The sequence below is a fragment of the Microcoleus sp. BM001215392 genome (genome assembly GCF_036700185.1).
Taxonomy (GTDB): domain Bacteria; phylum Cyanobacteriota; class Cyanobacteriia; order Cyanobacteriales; family Microcoleaceae; genus Microcoleus.
The window spans coordinates 1-17,099 of the sequence record NZ_JAUBOJ010000121.1; the positions used below are offsets into that span (position 1 = coordinate 1).

15 protein-coding genes are annotated in these 17,099 nt (G+C 45.8%); 4 read left to right on the top strand and 11 right to left on the bottom strand.

The annotated features are described in order from the left end of the window. Positions 1 to 141: 141 nt before the first annotated feature. The 3 genes from QT974_RS14970 to QT974_RS14980 all read right to left on the bottom strand — a co-directional run bounded on the left by QT974_RS14970 (position 142) and on the right by QT974_RS14980 (position 1,816). Positions 142 to 438, bottom strand: a complete 297-nt coding sequence (locus QT974_RS14970) for a DUF5615 family PIN-like protein (protein WP_333469258.1) — start codon at positions 436 to 438, stop codon at positions 142 to 144. Positions 439 to 441: 3 nt separating this feature from the next. Then, the gene (locus QT974_RS14975) at positions 442 to 768 is read right to left on the bottom strand and encodes a DUF433 domain-containing protein (protein ID WP_333469259.1); all 327 of its coding nucleotides are present in this window, start codon (positions 766 to 768) and stop codon (positions 442 to 444) included. 154 nt (positions 769 to 922) lie between these two features. Then, on the bottom strand, positions 923 to 1,816 hold the full coding sequence (locus QT974_RS14980) for an ion channel (RefSeq protein ID WP_333469260.1): 894 nt from the start codon (positions 1,814 to 1,816) through the stop codon (positions 923 to 925). A gap of 113 nt (positions 1,817 to 1,929) precedes the next feature. Between QT974_RS14980 and QT974_RS14985 the strand changes: the two genes are divergently transcribed. Then, on the top strand, positions 1,930 to 2,250 hold the full coding sequence (locus QT974_RS14985; protein WP_333469261.1) for a hypothetical protein: 321 nt from the start codon (positions 1,930 to 1,932) through the stop codon (positions 2,248 to 2,250). 103 nt (positions 2,251 to 2,353) lie between these two features. Here QT974_RS14985 and QT974_RS14990 read toward each other — a convergent pair whose 3' ends face one another. From QT974_RS14990 to QT974_RS15010, 5 genes are all read right to left on the bottom strand, one after another. Further along, the gene (locus QT974_RS14990) at positions 2,354 to 4,627 is read right to left on the bottom strand and encodes a PAS domain-containing protein (protein WP_333469262.1); all 2,274 of its coding nucleotides are present in this window, start codon (positions 4,625 to 4,627) and stop codon (positions 2,354 to 2,356) included. A gap of 356 nt (positions 4,628 to 4,983) precedes the next feature. Continuing rightward, positions 4,984 to 6,318: a hypothetical protein gene (locus QT974_RS14995; RefSeq protein ID WP_333469263.1), complete on the bottom strand. Its 1,335-nt coding sequence runs from the start codon at positions 6,316 to 6,318 to the stop codon at positions 4,984 to 4,986. 503 nt (positions 6,319 to 6,821) lie between these two features. Then, positions 6,822 to 7,343, bottom strand: a complete 522-nt coding sequence (locus QT974_RS15000) for a hypothetical protein (RefSeq protein ID WP_333469264.1) — start codon at positions 7,341 to 7,343, stop codon at positions 6,822 to 6,824. A 491-nt stretch (positions 7,344 to 7,834) separates the two neighbouring features. Continuing rightward, a complete protein-coding gene (locus QT974_RS15005; protein WP_333469265.1) occupies positions 7,835 to 8,380 on the bottom strand; it encodes a hypothetical protein in 546 nt (181 codons plus the stop codon). Between the two features lie 224 nt (positions 8,381 to 8,604). After that, positions 8,605 to 9,705 (bottom strand): saccharopine dehydrogenase family protein, encoded by a 1,101-nt coding sequence (locus QT974_RS15010; protein WP_333469266.1) that lies wholly within the window; start codon positions 9,703 to 9,705, stop codon positions 8,605 to 8,607. Between the two features lie 155 nt (positions 9,706 to 9,860). Between QT974_RS15010 and QT974_RS15015 the strand changes: the two genes are divergently transcribed. The 3 genes from QT974_RS15015 to QT974_RS15025 all read left to right on the top strand — a co-directional run bounded on the left by QT974_RS15015 (position 9,861) and on the right by QT974_RS15025 (position 11,173). Further along, positions 9,861 to 9,998, top strand: coding sequence for a hypothetical protein (locus tag QT974_RS15015; RefSeq protein ID WP_333469267.1), 138 nt, complete (start codon positions 9,861 to 9,863; stop codon positions 9,996 to 9,998). 104 nt (positions 9,999 to 10,102) lie between these two features. Next, positions 10,103 to 10,321, top strand: coding sequence for a polymorphic toxin type 34 domain-containing protein (locus QT974_RS15020; RefSeq protein WP_333469268.1), 219 nt, complete (start codon positions 10,103 to 10,105; stop codon positions 10,319 to 10,321). A 57-nt stretch (positions 10,322 to 10,378) separates the two neighbouring features. Continuing rightward, positions 10,379 to 11,173, top strand: coding sequence for a HEAT repeat domain-containing protein (locus QT974_RS15025; protein ID WP_333469269.1), 795 nt, complete (start codon positions 10,379 to 10,381; stop codon positions 11,171 to 11,173). A gap of 76 nt (positions 11,174 to 11,249) precedes the next feature. Here the strand turns inward: QT974_RS15025 and crtO are convergent, their stop codons facing one another. The 3 genes from crtO to QT974_RS15040 form a co-directional block, all read right to left on the bottom strand. Next, on the bottom strand, positions 11,250 to 12,941 hold the full coding sequence (crtO, locus tag QT974_RS15030) for a beta-carotene ketolase CrtO (protein WP_333469270.1): 1,692 nt from the start codon (positions 12,939 to 12,941) through the stop codon (positions 11,250 to 11,252). 243 nt (positions 12,942 to 13,184) lie between these two features. Then, positions 13,185 to 13,964 carry a class I SAM-dependent methyltransferase gene (locus tag QT974_RS15035; RefSeq protein ID WP_333469271.1) on the bottom strand — a complete coding sequence of 260 codons (780 nt, stop codon included), beginning with the start codon at positions 13,962 to 13,964 and terminating at the stop codon, positions 13,185 to 13,187. 167 nt (positions 13,965 to 14,131) lie between these two features. Beyond that, positions 14,132 to 16,798, bottom strand: coding sequence for a COR domain-containing protein (locus QT974_RS15040; protein WP_333469272.1), 2,667 nt, complete (start codon positions 16,796 to 16,798; stop codon positions 14,132 to 14,134). Positions 16,799 to 17,099 lie beyond the last annotated feature (301 nt).

Sequence of the window (17,099 nt, forward strand, 5' to 3'; positions counted from 1 at the left end):
GGTGCATCTCTATGAGTGCAAGGGCGAAGCATTTCGGCAGACAATTTATTAGTGATAACCAGATATTTACTACCGAAATGCTTCGCCCCTACGAATATATTTGGAAAAATGAGATGCACCCAACTCGAATCAGCATACCTCTCAAAGTTTCGAGATTAGAAATAGCCTCATCAGTCCGCGCCGCTCTCTATTTGAATCATCTTTACACACAATGATACCAGCATGGTCTGGTTTTAATGTATGCAGCTTGATAAAATGACGGCGATTGAGCGTTAAAATAGCGCGGTCAATACTCAATGCAAAAGCTAATACTTCTTCATCAGGATTTTTTTGATTAGCATTTCCTGCTTCCTGTACTGTCAGGACATCGTGACCTAAAGTCCTTAGAAATTCCACAATTCGCTTTGGGTATTGCTCATATGCATAAAAACGTGCCACTTTTCAATCATCCTCATTTTCTTGAATTGCTATTTCAATCTCGTCAGGATATGCCTCAGCATAAGCCCAAGCATTTGCCAAGTCAGCGGCACGCAGAGTCGGATAATCTTCTAACAGTTCAGATTCCGAAATACCTAAACGGCGAGCATTCACCAGCACCCAAACAGGAATGCGCGTTTCTCTGATACAAGCTTCGCCGCCCATTACGCCGGGAGTCTTTTGAATACCCGACCAAAAGTTGGTTAAACTTTGGGCTAAAAATTGGATAGCTTGAGTTTTTTGTTCGGGACTTAGCGCCAGGAGTTGCGGTTGTAATTCTTTTAGTGTCATGTTCGTTATTCGTACTAAGTGGTAAAAAGTATATGTTTGGTACTCGTCAAACTATTCTAGCAGTTGCTACCCCAAATTTAATTCAACATATTTAATAGCAAATGCTAGGGTGCACCGCCAGCACCAAAGCCGAAAATAATGTAACTCAAAACTTTTATTCCACAGGCTTCACATCGTGAAACAGAGTATAATCAACCACTCGCGAACCATCCGGTTGTCGGTGAATAATATCTACAAACCGCTGATCCCAGACAATCTCAGAAGCTACAAAAGAATGTCTCGCGTGAATAGTTTGCGAAACTGTGTCGTCAATTCCCGTTAGCGTAATTACAATTTCGGCTTGCTGCTCGATCAAATCTTTAGCGGTAAGTTGGTACAAAGGACTGTTCTCATCAATTGCGTGCATCACCGTCCAAGTTAAGGCAAAAATAGGAGATTGACTCCGCATTAATTGCAAATCGTAAAAACGCCGCATAAATTCTCCTTCGGATGTTACTTCGTCGCGGATCAAAGTAGCTCGCTGCTGCGCTTCTAAAATTTGGTTGAAGCGCTGATTTCCCGTGCGGTACATCAGAGTCGGAACGCCGTTGAAAGGAGCGATTGTAGCTACGCGGCTGAAGATAACTCTAGCGGTTGGTCGAGAAAATCTCGAAAAAGCCAGTCCCGTAACCATAGCGACTCCCCACAAACCAAAAAATGCTTCGATCGCAACTATAGTATTAGCGTACTCCGTGCGCGGATACATGGCACCGTAGCCGATTGTCGCCATTGTTTGCACGCTGAAATAAAAGGCATCTTTGAATGAACCGGGCCGTGCATTAGCAATGCAATCTCCTCCAGCCAAGTAAAACAAGGCAAATAAAGAATTTGTGAGTACGTACGACAGACAAATCAGCATGAAAAATTGTGGCCAAGAAAGAGTTAGCAGCCTGTGGTAGAGGTCGGCAAAATGCAGGCGAGGTACTCCCAACTTGACAATATTTAGGGGGAATTGTCCTTTGCGACTGACTAAACGAGCCTGTGGCGGGCGGTTGCGGTGAATTTTCATTGCGATTTGTAACTGCGGCTGTGTCAAATTGTAACTATTGCTTGGAGCTCGAAAACTTATCCTTTAGACTGATGTCTAATTCCAAAAATTCAGATAAGAACGGAGTTTGAGAAATGCTTGAGCTTAACTGGCATGACCATCTGGTAATCGTTTCTTTTGTCGCTGCTATTGCGGGTCTCGTCGTACTGAGCGATAATCCCACCTCTGACCGGGCCCACGAGCGGACTTTGAGCGAAGAAATCCTGATCAAGATGAGCTTTACTTACTGGATAGTCTACTGCATCTCTGTTTTTGGGCTGAAACTTCACTTGCCAGAGGATAGCTGGTTGTTGCTGAGCTTGAAGCTGACTACTGTTCTTTCTTATTTGTTGACTGCTTCTAGCATCCTCAGCCTGCCGCTGCAACGCATGGCTGTCCGACAAGTTGAAGAGTGAAAAGAACAGGTTTGTCTTGGGGACTTCAGTGTTTTTGATTGGAGCGAAGAAGGACTAAAGTCCTCACTACAAACCTATTTGATTTATATTACTGCGGGCTGGTTTAATTGTTTTTTAGCTCGGGAATGCCGACGTAACGCGCCCAAAATGGCTGGGATCGATCGCGTTTTAAATTGCTATTCTGCTCTGGCTTTCCATTGCTTGCACAAATCTCAGAAAATATCCTGATGCTGCCGCTAATCAAGCCTTGGTCACTTCGCAGCGGTGCAGTCGAGATATATAGATCGATTAACGAACCGTCTTTCCGCCGTCGCTTGCACTGCTGAGCAACTTGCGCTTCCCCTGCCAATTCTGACTGAAGCATAGCACTAAAATCGATAATTTCATCGGTAGGGACGATCGGCAAAATCTCCCCCAAAACCTCAGGCTCTTTCCAGCCAAAAATTCGCTCCGCGGCCGGATTCCACAGCGTCACAGCAGCAGAGGCATCAATGCCGACAACTGCCAGCGGCAAAGTTTTCATTAACCCTTCTAAAAGTTGATTAGTTTCGCACAATTTAGTCTGTACTAACTTGTGTTCGGTGATGTCCTGACAAGCGCCGTAAATGCCGACTGCACGATTCTTGGCTTCATCCCACACAACTTGTCTCCAATCCCACAGCCAGCGAATTTCACCGGCTTTTGTCACAATTCGATACTCGCTGACTTCCTCGCGGCTGCCGTCGCGCGAGTGCATTTGTTCTTGTAACATTTCTCGATCTTCGGGATGAATGCAGTTGCATTCTGGCCAGCCGGAAGTTGCGATTTCTGATGCAGTATAACCGGTAATCCGCGTAAAAGCTTCGGTCATCCACTCGCAGGCCCAGGTTTTGTCGGGCAATAAGTTAAAAGAATAGGCAAAATCTGAGGTAATTTGCGATAAAATGCGGTAGCGCGATTCTGATTCCCGCAAAGCTGCTTCGGCTGCTTTAAGTTCGGTAATATCTCGATTGGTGACTAGAATTGCCTCGATGCTGCCCTCCACGTTGGCGATCGGGCTAAAGACATAGCTGCAATAGTTCTTGCGGCCAGTGCGCGGATTCAAAAACTCAGTTTCTGCTGTTAAAGTTTTGCCGGTTGCTAGTACATTTTCCCAGCAATTGCTGTGGAGTTCGATCAATTTTTGGGGCAAGCCAATCTCTTCTAAAGTTTTGCCGAAAATGCTGGCTTCCGACAGCCTGGTAAGCTCTAATCCGGCGCGGTTGATATAAGTTAGTCGCCCGGAGCGATCGAACATCAAAAGCCGATCGGGCGTAGTTGAAAGTACAGTATCCAGCAGCTTCGTTTGCTGTTCTAACTGAGAGTAGATTTTTTTTAGTGCATTGTCTACTGTTTTGCGCTCTGTAATATCTTGAAAAAATACCGATAAACCTTCTTCCGACGGATAAGCCTCGACTTCAAACCAGATATTTTGCTGCTCGTAATGCCCTTCAAATTTGACAGCAACGTTACGAGATACCGCCTTGTGAAATTCTTTAAAAAAAATCGTTTTCGCAGTATTAGGCAACTGTTCCCAAATATTTTTTCCTAAAAGTTCTTGTCGTTTTTTGTGCAAGCACTCCTCTGCTTTTGGATTGACGTAGGTAAACTGCCAATGGCGGTCTAGCGTATAAAAGCCATCAGTGATATTTTCTAAGATGTTAACGATTTGCTGTTGCGATTTTTCTAAAGCTGCTGCTGAGAGTTTCCGCTCAGTGATGTCGCGGGAATTGATGATGATGCCGTTGATGCTGGAATCGTGCAGCAAATTATTAGCAATGACTTCTAAATACACCCAGTTGCCGCTAGCGTGCTGTTTCCGATATTCGATCGGCGGTGCAATCCCCGGCTGTTTGAGCAATTTAGCAAAATATGCTTGCCAAGCAGGTACATCGTCTGGGTGCAATAAATCGCTGTGAAATTCGCCAATTCTTTGTTCGCTTTCGTAGCCTAAAATCCGTTTAAATGCGATCGAACTTTGCTCTCGTACGCGCCCGTCAGCTTCAATTATTGTAATTAAATCGGAAGAGTTGCGGAGGATTGTTTGCAGTCTGGCTTCTCCTTTGGTCAGGGCCTGAGTTACTTTTTTGTATTGCGCCTGACTTTGCTCTAATTGTTTTTCTAACTGTATAATTATCGCAGATTGATGTGCAATTTTTGGATGAAAAATAGTATTCTTTTTATCGGGGCTGGAACGGCCTGCTTTGGGATGCCACAGCGGCTGCAACTCTGTCGCCAATTCCTGCAAAGCTGTAAATAAATTGTTAACATCGCAGGTTAACGTGGCTTTTTGCTCTGCGGGCAGTTGCTCGATCTGTCCCTGCAACTTCTCCAACTGGTTAAATACTTTTTGGATCATTGTAGTAAGCTCTCAAACTGGCGATAGTTAGCTTGTCTATTTACTTTATACAAGGATATCACTTATTCGAGTCAAGTATAAAAACACCTAAATTTAAATTCTCACCGCCAGAGCGAGATTTGTGATGCGAGTTCCCCGAGGGCGACACACATTGAGATTACGACTATTTTCGAGAATTTTAAAAAAATGGGGCTAAGTAATATTACTGAATATAGTCTTGAATCAGGTAAAATGCGCGCCGCGCATCATAGTTTTGCGAGCTCTGAGGCAGGGGTTTAAACCCCTGCCTCAGAGCTGGCATTTGGTTAAACAGCAACTATCATATCAAATGGGGTGATATCCTAGCGATCGCACAATCAGGATTTAAAGCCTTTAGAGCTTTTCTTTTTATCCTGCGGCTTGGACTTTGACTTGTGAACTTCGCCTAAAGCTTCCTGAAACAAATTGTGCAGGTGCAGGGGAACGCTGGCAATTTCCGGGAGTTCGGGTTCTAAGGGTTTTTTGAATTCTTGCAGCAGGGAATCTAAATCAATCTCGATCTGAAAGTCTGTGCGTTGCAATACAGTTTGCAAAATTTTTCCTAATTGAGCTGGATTAACTTTAGCTAACCGCCGCCAAATCCAGGCATTAATTGCCGGATCTTCTAAATAGCTGCGAACGAGTTTATCGTAACCGGGAATTGTGGAAAAGTCCTCGGCTGTCAGCATTTCGGTAAACTGGCTGTAGTTAGACAAAAAAGTTTGTCCCCAGCGGGGATGAGAAAGTGCTGTTACTTTTTCAGCTTTTTTGAAGCGATCGGGCAATTCGACTTTCGGCGTTACCATTTTTGAACTAGAATTGCTGTCGAGCACCACCTCAACTGCTTTAGTATCGGCGCCTGCTGCTGCGATCGCGACTGCTTTGATTTCTTCTGGATCGACTCCAGCATCTTCCACGATATCCGCGAGAGATTTACTTCCATCGATGCCGATATCAGCTAGGCGTTTTTTAGTCATTACCTCCTGAAATTCGGCCAACTGTTTGTTGAGGTGATATCCCGATAGCGTCACTTCGTCGCTGCCAAAAAATTCGGTAAAATCGTCGTGATACTGTTCTACCGACTTCCAAGCTTGTTCTAACAGTTCTGGGGCGTCGCTGTACAGGTTATTTTTGTAATTTTGCTTGAAATTGCCGATCGCCACCGCGAGCTTCGGTTTGCCCAATTTCCCCATGGGAATCGGAGGTGCTGAGAGTACCCACGCCTCATCGGTGAGAGGCGCAATCCGAACCCGCAAGATTTCTCCTAACTTAAAGCGAGACATTTCTTGCTGGAAGTTGGCGCTGTTGGGTTTGACAGTGTAGTGCTTCGCCGTCAGCCAGTTTGTCACCTCGAAGCTGTCAGGGGAAATTTGAGTAATTTCAAACAAGCCGGGGAAGCTTTTTTGGCCCCAATTTTTTAGCAAACTGAGATCGCGCTCGGTTAAATCCGGCTGATTTTCGACAAAAAGGTCGATCGGGGTTTTGTCTCCGACTTTACCTTCGACGGTAAAACTGTCAATCACTTGATTTTGCTGAGCAATATCGTAGCGCTCGCCCGTCGAGCGAGCTGCTGCAAAAGCTTCCAAAGCTACGGCCAAATCTCCCTCAGCATCAAGCACAAAGTCAATTAAATTTTGCTTGAGTGTCCAAGCTCTTTCCAAGATTGCATCCACAAGTTATACCGATTTTGAATGAAATGATTTAGATTAACAATTATCGGACTTGATGCAACCGACGCTTTCACGCTCCGGCTGCGATTGAATGACGCAGATAGCGAACAATCACAGAAAAAGGCGATCGGTGCCCGAGTCCTAAATTAGTTTAATTTTAAGCCGAAGATTCAAAAAATAATGTTTATCTCAAACTCCCTTGTTAATAAGTTTTTTGGCGCCACCAGCCGGACAAGCAACCGCGGACAAATCTTGCTTTCTGAAAAAAGCGATTTCAACGCAGCCGGAAATTACCCCTCCCCGATGTAGAGAGGGGCTGAAAATTCCCAAGAACTTTACTTAATTGTCGTTAATCGATCGCACAGGATATCGGATATCAAGCAGTCGAAGACGCAAAAACCAGTTTTTTTACCAAAACACTTCGCTGCATTCAGCAGCACTGCTAAAAAACTCCCGCACGATCGAGTTTATGTGCGTCCCAGACTGAAAAATACTTGCTGGCGCCTTTAGCGGCCGTCTTTGTCAATGTCGCCAGGAACAGCCCGTTCCACCCGATCCCAAGCGTCTCGCGTGGCGTGCTTAGCTTTTTCCCAAGTCACGTTCGACTTACCGCGATTTGTTTCGTAATCGCGCTGCAAATCATTTTCGATCTCGTTGAAGCTTTTACCAGTATCGCGATAGCGGCTGTAGCCCTCATAACCGGTGCGGTATGCCGGTTGATAGTCCTCGTAAGTTGTGCTGGTGTCGGCGTAAGGACGGGAGCTGTGGTTGTTTTGCCAGTAAGCATCTTCTACCGTGGGGTCGATCGACTCAGCCACACCTTTACCAGCCAAACCGCCGCTAAACGCGCCCACAACAGCACCTACAACAGCTCCTACAGGCCCGCCGATCGCACCGCCGATCGCAGCACCCGCAGCACCAGCACTGGCAGCACCGATACCCGTTCCCACGGGATGAGCGCCGGTTTCCCCGGACAGCGGGTCAAGGTTAGCATCAGGTTGCTTCACAGTTTTTATGTCGTCGCTCATGATATTTTTTTCCTTTTATCTAACTGCAACTTTTATTAAATCTATCTTTTTCGTTTTCATTTATTCATCTTCCTTAAGGATGAATCTGCTATCCCCAAAAGACAGAGAATAGGCAGGTAAAAACATTCGCGGACACAAAAAGTAAGTGGTACAACACCATACTAAAACGACGTAAGGTGCGCATTGCGCACCTACATAATTGCTTCAAATGATATCGCGGTCGTCACTCAAAAAGGTTTGTAGTGAGGAATGCGAGTCCGCATCAATCACAGGACTAAACTCCTCACTACAAACCTATTTTATTTTAGTTGTTATAAGCATTTGTAGTGAGGAATGCGAGTCCGCATCAATCAAAGGACTAAACTCCTCACTACAAACCTATTTTATTGCAATTATTAGATTCCAGACGATCTGAGTGGCGAGCTCTGGTCTATTGTGTCCTAACCCAAGCTGAATATTTAGCAACTTGAGTCAGATAAAAAATTGTTAATTTATTCCTTGCCCGTGACCTTTTCGATCAAATCTTCAGCTTTTTGAACAATGCTTTCTTGCGGGTGTTCTTGCTTGTATTCCTTTAAGCTTTCATCGTAAACCTTTTCGACCTTGGCAGGATTTTGAGCGGTGTTGACAATATCTTCGTAAGCTGCTTGGGGATTGAGATCGTCAAAACTTTCTGCGGGGTCAGTAATTTTAGCTTCTGGCTGCGCCTGACTGCTATATTGACCTGCTGCGTGAGCCGCCTGATTTGGTGCTACCGCTAGACCAGCCAGAGCAATGAAAGCCAGCATACATACCAGCAAAATGCTTTGACTCAATGTTTGCCCGAGAGCTTTTAAAACCTGCTTCATATCAACTTCTCCTCGTATTTTGTCGCAAAAATTATCGTGTTTGTGATCCCGATCGGGCGATCGCGCATCAAGAACCTTGGTTGAAGCAGCATCTTGGTCGCAGCTACCCCAGAGCGATCGAGCGAACAGGGATATTTCTGGTGATGTGCAACATATTAAGCGCCTGCTTGTTACTATTACTTCTACCAAAAGATAGATTAGTTAAACAAGCGGAACTCATCTAGTGTGAGGGGCGATCCCCTTCCGCAAAAAACTCTATCTAGCGGTTCTCCCATCAATGGCAAACCCTTACTCTTCTCTCCTCTTCCAACGCGAGCTTCGCGTCTAAGCGCTTCGCGCAGGCTTCGCCAACGCGGTTAATCAAAAAAAGCCCATGCACCAAACATCAAAACTTGCATAAATACCAGATCGAACTACAAAAAAACCTGCTCTATATTGAGGTTTCGGCTCTGCATAGCTCCTTCAAAAAGCTCAGTAGAAAGAGCCTGTTCTACCGACCAAACCCCCGGTTTTGTTAATTTCCCTTCCAACATCAATTGAGCGATGCTGCCAGTACCGATACCCGTTGCTGTGGCAGCATTCGGGTGTACCGCTGTCGATCGAACTTTCGCGGGTTGACCGTTTTTGAAGCCGCTCACTTGCGATCGCACAGCCACGCCCACACCGCTAAAATTATTGCTAACAGCAGTCATCCCGTAGCTGACATAAGACAAAAACTCAATCACCGAATTATTTTTCAGCCAGCTATCCGGCCAGTATTTAGCAACAAACCAAGTCAGGTGATTGTAAAGGTCGGGAGAAGTGCCAAATTTAGTAATAACTGTTTTGACTGGGAAAGTTTCGGGCAAAGTAATCGCTTCCGGCATATCGAACCAGTAAACGCCAGTTTTCCCGTAGGGTGCGGGAAATTCTATCGTTTCGCGATCGGTGTAGGGTTTGATTTGCTGTAGTTTGCCATCAACCAAAACATCAAAAGGAGTTTGCAAACCTAAAAAAGTAGTGCGCATGACAGTAACGCCAGCCCCGCCGGAACCGCCGACAACATAACTCAAATGAATGTGTTCTGCGGTATCTAATTGCTCCACATCTCGGCGCACCATGCTGTTAGAAACTCCCGGAAAAATGCCCGTGTTGATAATTGCTGTTACCCCGGCATTTTTAGCAAGTTCCCGGCAATCTAAAGCTCTACGAGTAAAACTGCGGCTGTCGCTGACATCGGTATAATTAACCCCTGCTTCGATGCAAGTTTTCAATACACCCGCATCTCGGTAGTGAAAAGGCCCGGCACAGTGCACGACGAGGTTAGAGGCTGAAATCGCTTGTCGCAAAGCTGCACTGTCTGCTAAATCTAAGGCTTGATACTGCACGCGATCGGGCGGCAATCCCGGCAGAATAGAGCCTTCAGGGTTGCGTCCGGTAACAGTAATTTCTGCATCGGTATAGGTGAGAATATCTTGGGCAACGCTGCTGCCAATTCGTCCGCGCCCGCCGACAATCAAAACTCGGTTTGTCATCGCTCAAAAAAGGGTAACGCCATACTTCAGTTTCTCAACTTTGGGCCTGTCTTTTCATCCACATAAAGTATGAATTTGCGGTAATATTAGGTATCAAGAGCGATGTCCCAGTTATCCGCAAGCGAGCCGGGGCAAAGTAACTCTCTAAAACAACCATGTCTTACAATGAGTTCACCAGCATTGAAAAAGTCAAACAAGCCTTTGGTTTGACAACGGTTGAAGGCGTGCGATTTTCCCCATCCAATGTTAGCCAAGTGAGTTGTGAAAGATTAGGCATTTGCCTGTTGTGCTAAAATCCAAGTTAGGCGAGCGCCCTAAATTTGAGGATTTTTTTGAGGGGCGATCGATATTTTACCTTAAAATTATTAGGATTTAAACACTATGGCACAAAAGAAACATGACTTCTGAGGGTAACGTGGCTGATACGGGTATCTTACAAGAAATGTATCAGTTAATGAGAGAAAGTTTAACAGAGGACAAATGCGAAGCGTTGAAAATCATCCTAGAGGATGCTAAACGAAAAGAAGATACTGCCAAACAAGTGAGAATATACCGGACTCAAAAAGCTTGCGGGTGCAAACACAGCCGACATAGTGGCGGCAGAAAGAAAAGGTAAACTCGGATCGGCAACATTAAAAAAAATTAGCGCGAGTGCTCTAGGAATAATACAAGTATGAATAAACAAACAGTAGAAATCCTGCTAGATAATTGTGATTCAAACAACCAATCTCGGCAAGCTGAAGCAATTATAGATTTGCTTGATGCCCGAGTTTATGAGGCTGTACCAAAAATACTCAAGTTGTTGAATTCAACCGAGGTGGCTATTCGTTCCAATGCTGTATATGCGTTAGGTTATTTAGGAATTGAAGAAGAAGAGACCGTGGGTCTTGCATTAATGCCTCTGCTAAAAGATCCAGAAGAACTGGTGAGGTCTGAAACAGTTGAAGCGCTGGGCGAACTTGTTTATACTCCTGCGATCGCACCAATAGAGCATATCTTAAGAAATGACCCTTCAGCACTGGTGCGCGCATCAGCAGCAGAAACTCTCGGATATTTAGAAGACCCTGAAGCAATAAAAACTCTTGAGCTTTCACTGCTTGATGCAGATGAAGATCGAGCAGTTAGAGGCTATGCTGCTAACTCGATAGGGATTTTAGGCACATCGCAGCTATTGCCCAAACTGGAAAAGTATCTAAAATTGGAGCTTCCTTTATCAGTAAAAGCTGAATTGCTGGGAGCGAGGTATTGGTTGGGTGCGAAAGAAGATATCAAGCAACTATTAAGTTTGTTGGAGAATGCTGATGAACTTCTAGCGATTATAGTGCTTAATATCTTAACAGATTTGACGGAACGAGAACCAGCGCCAAATCTCGCCAAAGATGCCCCTGAGTTAGATAAAGTATTGAGTGCGATCGCCCAGCGATTTCCTTTGATGCGGCATCAAGCTGAACAAATACTGCCAGAATGAATAAATCAAAACAAAAAACGCAGATCTGATTCATCTGCGTTTATCCGCGTTCATCGGCGATTGCTAAATCTTACTTCTAGTTAATCCGAAACACCGACTTAGCCGTCGATTTCAGAGAATTAGCTGCATCGCTCAACGTTTGCGCGATCGGCTGCTGCGAGTGCATGAACACGCGAGCCGTATTGCGTCCGGGCATCCCCGAAATCGAGCCGCCGGGGTGCGTGCCCGCACCGGTGAGGAACAAACCGTCGATCGGCGTTTTGTAGTTCGCCAACTCGGGTAACGGACGGAAAAATATCATCTGATCCAGCGTCATGTCAACGTGGTAATAATTCCCCTTCAGCGCCCCCAAACGCTCTCCCAATTCCGCCGGACTTTCGACGCGGCGGCCGATAATTGAGTTCTTGATATTGGGCGCGTATTCTGCTAATTTGTCAATGCAGCGATCGGCAACTTTGTTTTTCAGCTCGTCCGTCCAACCCGTACCGTGCTGACCGGTTCCTTCAGCATTTTCGATTTGGTAGGGAGCAAAAAATTCAATCCAAGCCGTATGGTGTCCGGGGGGAGCCATTGACGGATCTCGTACCGTCGGAAACACGACATACATCGACGGATCGGAATCGGGGATTTTGCCGATCGCAGGCTCGGTGTGAGCAATTTCCACGTGTTTCACCGAATCAGCAATCAACACAGAACCCATCAAATATTCATCCCGATGGTTCCAGCGATCGAACTTAGGTACTTCATTGAGAGCTAAGTCAATTTTCAGAATTGTCTCATTGTTATTGACAATTTTGCGCTCCAATCTTTCGCGCAAATTCGGATCGGCACTGTCCACATCGCTGGAGTCCATCAAGTGCAGAAACAAACGCTTCGCATCAATATTAGAAATGACGCCTTTAGTAGCTCGATATTCTGTGCCGCCTGCAACTCGAACACCGACAGCGCGGCCGTTATCAACTAATATTTTCTCGACGTGCTGGTCGGTAAGTATAACACCCGCATAGGTTTTCACTAAATTGACCAGCGCTTGCACCAATGCACCCGTTCCTCCGCGCGGCCTCGCCATGCCCGGATTGTGGCGCATTGCCATCATAATTGCGCCTACAGCAATGGTTTTTTGTGAAGGAGGCGCGCCCAACTCTGCGGCCAGTCTTGCCAAAGGTGCTTTCAGAAATTCCTCATCAAACCACTCGTTGAGAATGTCCTCAGCGCTGGTAATCATCGTGCGAATAAAGTCCAGCGTTTTGTCTGGAGAACCGATGACTGAAAATAAGTCTTTGAGTTTAGCAATATCGTAGTTGCCAGCAATATCTATGATGGATTTTGGCGGCGCGTTAAACATCGGAATCATTGCACCTAAAGCGCGCTGCCAAAAATCCGTATATTCGGCATATTTTTTAGCATCGCGCTCGTTGTAGCGGGCAATTTCCGCACAGGTTTTTTCTACGGAACCGTGCGCTAAGAAATATTTGCCGTCTGGATGCGGACAAAACGCAACTGGATCGCAGTAAAGATATTCTAATCCGTATTTTTCCAGTTCTAATTCTTCTACAACCGGCCCTAAATGGATAAATTCGTGGTCGATCGCGCACAAGTTGAATTTAAAATCTGGTAATTCGGGAATCGCAGCTTCCGTAGTCGCCGCGCCGCCGGGAACTGAACGTTTTTCTAACAGAAGAACGGTATATCCGGCTTTGAGGAGATAAGACGCACAGACAAGCCCGTTGTGACCTGCTCCTATGATAATCACATCATACGTTTGCATAGATGAAGCTCTGGGATAGGATGTTTTGCTCATTTTACAAATGTTAACAACTTTGCGGGCTCTATCAATAGAAATAGATTCATCTTAAGAGATTAGTTTGAGCATCTTACAAAAGATGGATTTATTACTAAGTGCTGCTGTGCGATCGCCTTTATTTCCTCTTGAATTTACCGAGCGAGCGCCACGTTAATTTGCCCAGAATCATATCACAAAAACTTTAATTTATCGGCATTACAGAAAAACTTAACAATCCGTAGGATTTCCCAGATAAACTATTGTTTTGTAAACCAATGAAACAAAGCCGCGCTCGCCGCAGTGAGCTTGATAAAGTTCGGTTAAATCCGAGATAAGTTTCTGCAAAGGAGGCCCGGAGTTCGGCATATAAGATGAGCTTTGTGCCCGTCCGATTAACCCTGCTAAATCTAAATCTTGTCTGTTAGCAAATTCGCTCGATCGCACATTAGTAAAATCTGCACTCGCAAGCATTGGTTCGATCGAGCGATCGTGCTTTTGGGTAGGATAGCTCTGGGAAGCGCTCTTAACAATTTGAGTGTAGCCCTGTGTCAGCGCATCCGCGCGATCGCGCAAATTCCAAACCACCGCCAACCTTCCCGAAGGCTTGAGAATTCGCCGAAATTCTGGTAAAGTTAAAACAGGATTGAACCAATGGAAAGACTGGAAACACGCGACTAAATCGAGCGATCGGTCAGGCAAATTAGTGGCTTCCGAAGTTCCGTCTCTAAAATCTACCAAAGTATGAGGTGCAGCCGCTTGTCTCATCTCGGCATTGGGTTCGATCGCTAATACTCGAACCTCTCTTTCTGCTAAGAGACGGGAAGAAATCCCCGTACCTGCACCGATATCGGCTGCGGTTAACCGTGAAGGTTCCCCAAGTCCTGCTAAAATCGCATCGATCGCAGCGGCTGGATAACTCGGGCGGTACTTGACATAATCGGCGGCGCGATCGGAAAATCGACCGAGTGGATTCATCTCATAAAGTGGCGGCTTGGAGTTATCAGTCATTAGTTATGAGTTATTGGTTATTAGCCATCAGCAATCATACCAAATCTGGGTTAGGATCGCCCTTTATTTTCTTAGTCCGCGAAGGCGGACTTCGTTTTTGTAGAAGCGATTTTAATCGCCGAATCATAGTTCGATCGTAGCGCGGAACTGGCGATCGGCGAACAATATTAATATTCATCTACAAACTGCTCGTGAACCCACACAAATTCGCGCCGTCTATTCTGCACCCGAACTAAGCCACCAAAACCCGGATCTTTGGCTTTCAGCAGATCGTGTAATTTTCGTAAAACTGAATCTTTCGCCATGATTGGTGCTTCGTCCTGTTGCCAATCTGGGATATCACTTTCGTCAGAAAAATTAGTAGCTAAATCGCTGGCTTTCAAGGTAGACTCGATGCTTTTTTGTCCTAAATCGAGTCCCTCTTCAATTCCTTTGTAGGTGGCTTCATCTAGTATTAACTTGGTTGCCGAGTTTGCGACTGGTAAGACTAGACTCAGGGTTCCCGTCAAAATTTTGAGATAGGGGGCTGCTTTTGTAAACCATTCGCGCGATACTTCCAATTCATAAACTCCTTTCTTCTTGTCGTGAGGATTTAAGGCGGGAAGGGGCCGACGAGAGTGTTCGCACCAGAGGGTAATTTGAAACTTGGTTTTTATCCATTTGGGGCTATCGAAAAACCTTGGCTCGATAGGTTTGAAACTGAACAGGCGCGGGCCATCTTTCGCTTGATCGATGGACATTTGCATCAGTGACGCAAATTGCTCATCGCCTTTGCTGAGAATAACCCGCTGTTCCTGAGATAATGACTGAAAGCGTTCTTCTGCTCGAATATCTAGAGTCCCTATCTCTCTAAGGACATTATTTAGATCATCTCTTACATTTTGGAATTGCTCAATGATTTCTTGGGATGGAGGAGAAGCAATCGGCGCGTTATTGAGCAAAGAATCGATGTTTTGCCATTTATTACAGATGGGACATGGATACTCATGGCGATCGTCTTTTTTGCTCTCAATTAGTTTCTCAACTTCAAATAAGCCGTTTCCAGGTAAATTTTTACCGCAAGGCGCAATACAGGGAACCATCACATTACATCGCAATCCTTCCCAGAAATTCTCGACTAGCCATTTAATCTCTGCGGTGAGATAAGACAAAAACCGTTCTGGATAAGCTGCCCGCACGGTGATTTTGACATCACTATCAATATATTCCAGCAATGCCCGACCGTTGTAGTCGTCGTCAAGCATCAAACCCCGTTGCCAATGGATACTTTTTTCGTAATTGCATCGCCCCAGCGAGTATTTGTGCAAGCGCACAATCAACTGGTAAAACAATCCTTCTGCGACTGCAAGTTGTCCTCGATCGTCCACAATGCGGCAAATTTGTACTTGTTGTCTGTCTCCGGCTTCCGGTTGCTGTCCCCAATTCGGCAATTCCGGGCGTGTATCCGGTACAAGTTGAGCAATCAAACTGGTATTACTGGGTTTAGTTGGGTCGAGCACCACGCGGTAAGATAAATCGAAGCGTTCCATCAGCTTGAGAAAGATGGGATGTAATTCTTTCGGGTAGCCTGTCTCGCCGGGAAACGGGGGATTGCTCCATAATTCGCTCAAATGCTCAAATTCTACTAAGCCATTGCGGCGGCGGGTCATTTGATCATCGAGTACGAAGCCGATCGCCTTTGCCAGCCAGTTGGGTTTGAGAATGACGATATCTCGGAGTATGGAATCGTAATGATAATGGATGATATGCCCCAAGGTATGGGAAATCCGCAGGAAAAGTTCTGCTTGTTCGTTATCGATTCCGTGTTGGGTGCAGATGGCAAGGACATCATTGTAGGGCAGATAGGCTTTGTCGTTTGTCTGCAAGATTTCGCGCACTCGCTGCCATTTGGCGGGAACCGAACGTCCCATTTCGGGAAGAGAGGCGGCGACATTAGCGATCGCCTTTTTTAATTCTGCCAGGCCGGTGCAGGAGTTCTGAGTGTCAGGTTTGCTGTTTACATGGAAGAAGCCAAGCACCGTATCGCTATCGCTGTTGAATCGATCGCAAATTTCCTGTCTGTCAATGTCCGGTTGTCGCTGTCCGGGGCCGCCGTGGGTGGCGACTACGAGCACTTTGGCATCTGGTTCGCGATGCTTAATCAGGGTAATCCACTCTTTGACAAAGCCTTGCTGGGGGCCTTCCCGTGGCTTCCACACGACGAGATATACGGCTGGTGCACTGAAAAATAATTGATGGGTCGATCGATAAACGGGTTGACCGCCAAAATCCCAACCATTGAGGGATATTTCTGTGTCGTTGTCGGGATGGGTGACAATCACTGGCTTAATTTCAATGCCGTGGGTGGTGGGACGACTTTCTAGCCATTCGTCTTCTCGTAATGCTCCGAGGAGACAACTTTTGCCCACTTCGCCTTCACCGATCAAAATCAGTTTGGCTTCGTTCAGGGTGATTTTTGCTTCTGCTTTTGCGCGCAGGTATTGCCAGAGGGCTTCAGTGCCTTGTTCATAGGCGGCGGCGAGGTCGGGATTGAGAGGATTGTTGTCGAGGTTAAGCTCTTGAAACTGTGTGAAGGATGCGATCGCTTGTGGCAGTTCCCTCAGTTGATTGTTTCTTAGGTGAAGCCCACGCAATCGGGTGAGAGAGGTGAGTGCCTCTGGTAGTTCCGTCAGTTGATTGTTGGAAAGCTTAAGCAATTGCAACTGGGTGAGGGACGCGATCGCATCTGGCAGTTTCCTTAGTTCCAGATCGTTAAGATTGAGTTCTATTGATCTCCGTTGCCGTACCTTGTTAATGCGTGACAGTGCTGTCCGATCGCCCTCATTTTCTAACATTGCCAATTCCTTGTTTAGATTTTTGTATATAAGTTCGATCTGCCTTTTGAGATGAAAGGGCGATCTTGAGACATGATTTGATTTTGAATATTGCTTAATCTGACTACAAAATAACACGAATATTTTGGCGATTCGAGAGGTTTGAGTAAGGTTTCTGAATCTCCACGCGCCTAGTCCGAGAAACCGGGTTTCTGTGAGTTTTTATGCCTCTTGACGAGATTTTGCGTAGAAACCCGGTTTCTGAGCCCCGCGCTGAGTCCGAGAAACCGGGTTTCTGTGAGAATTTTCGCCTCTTGACGAG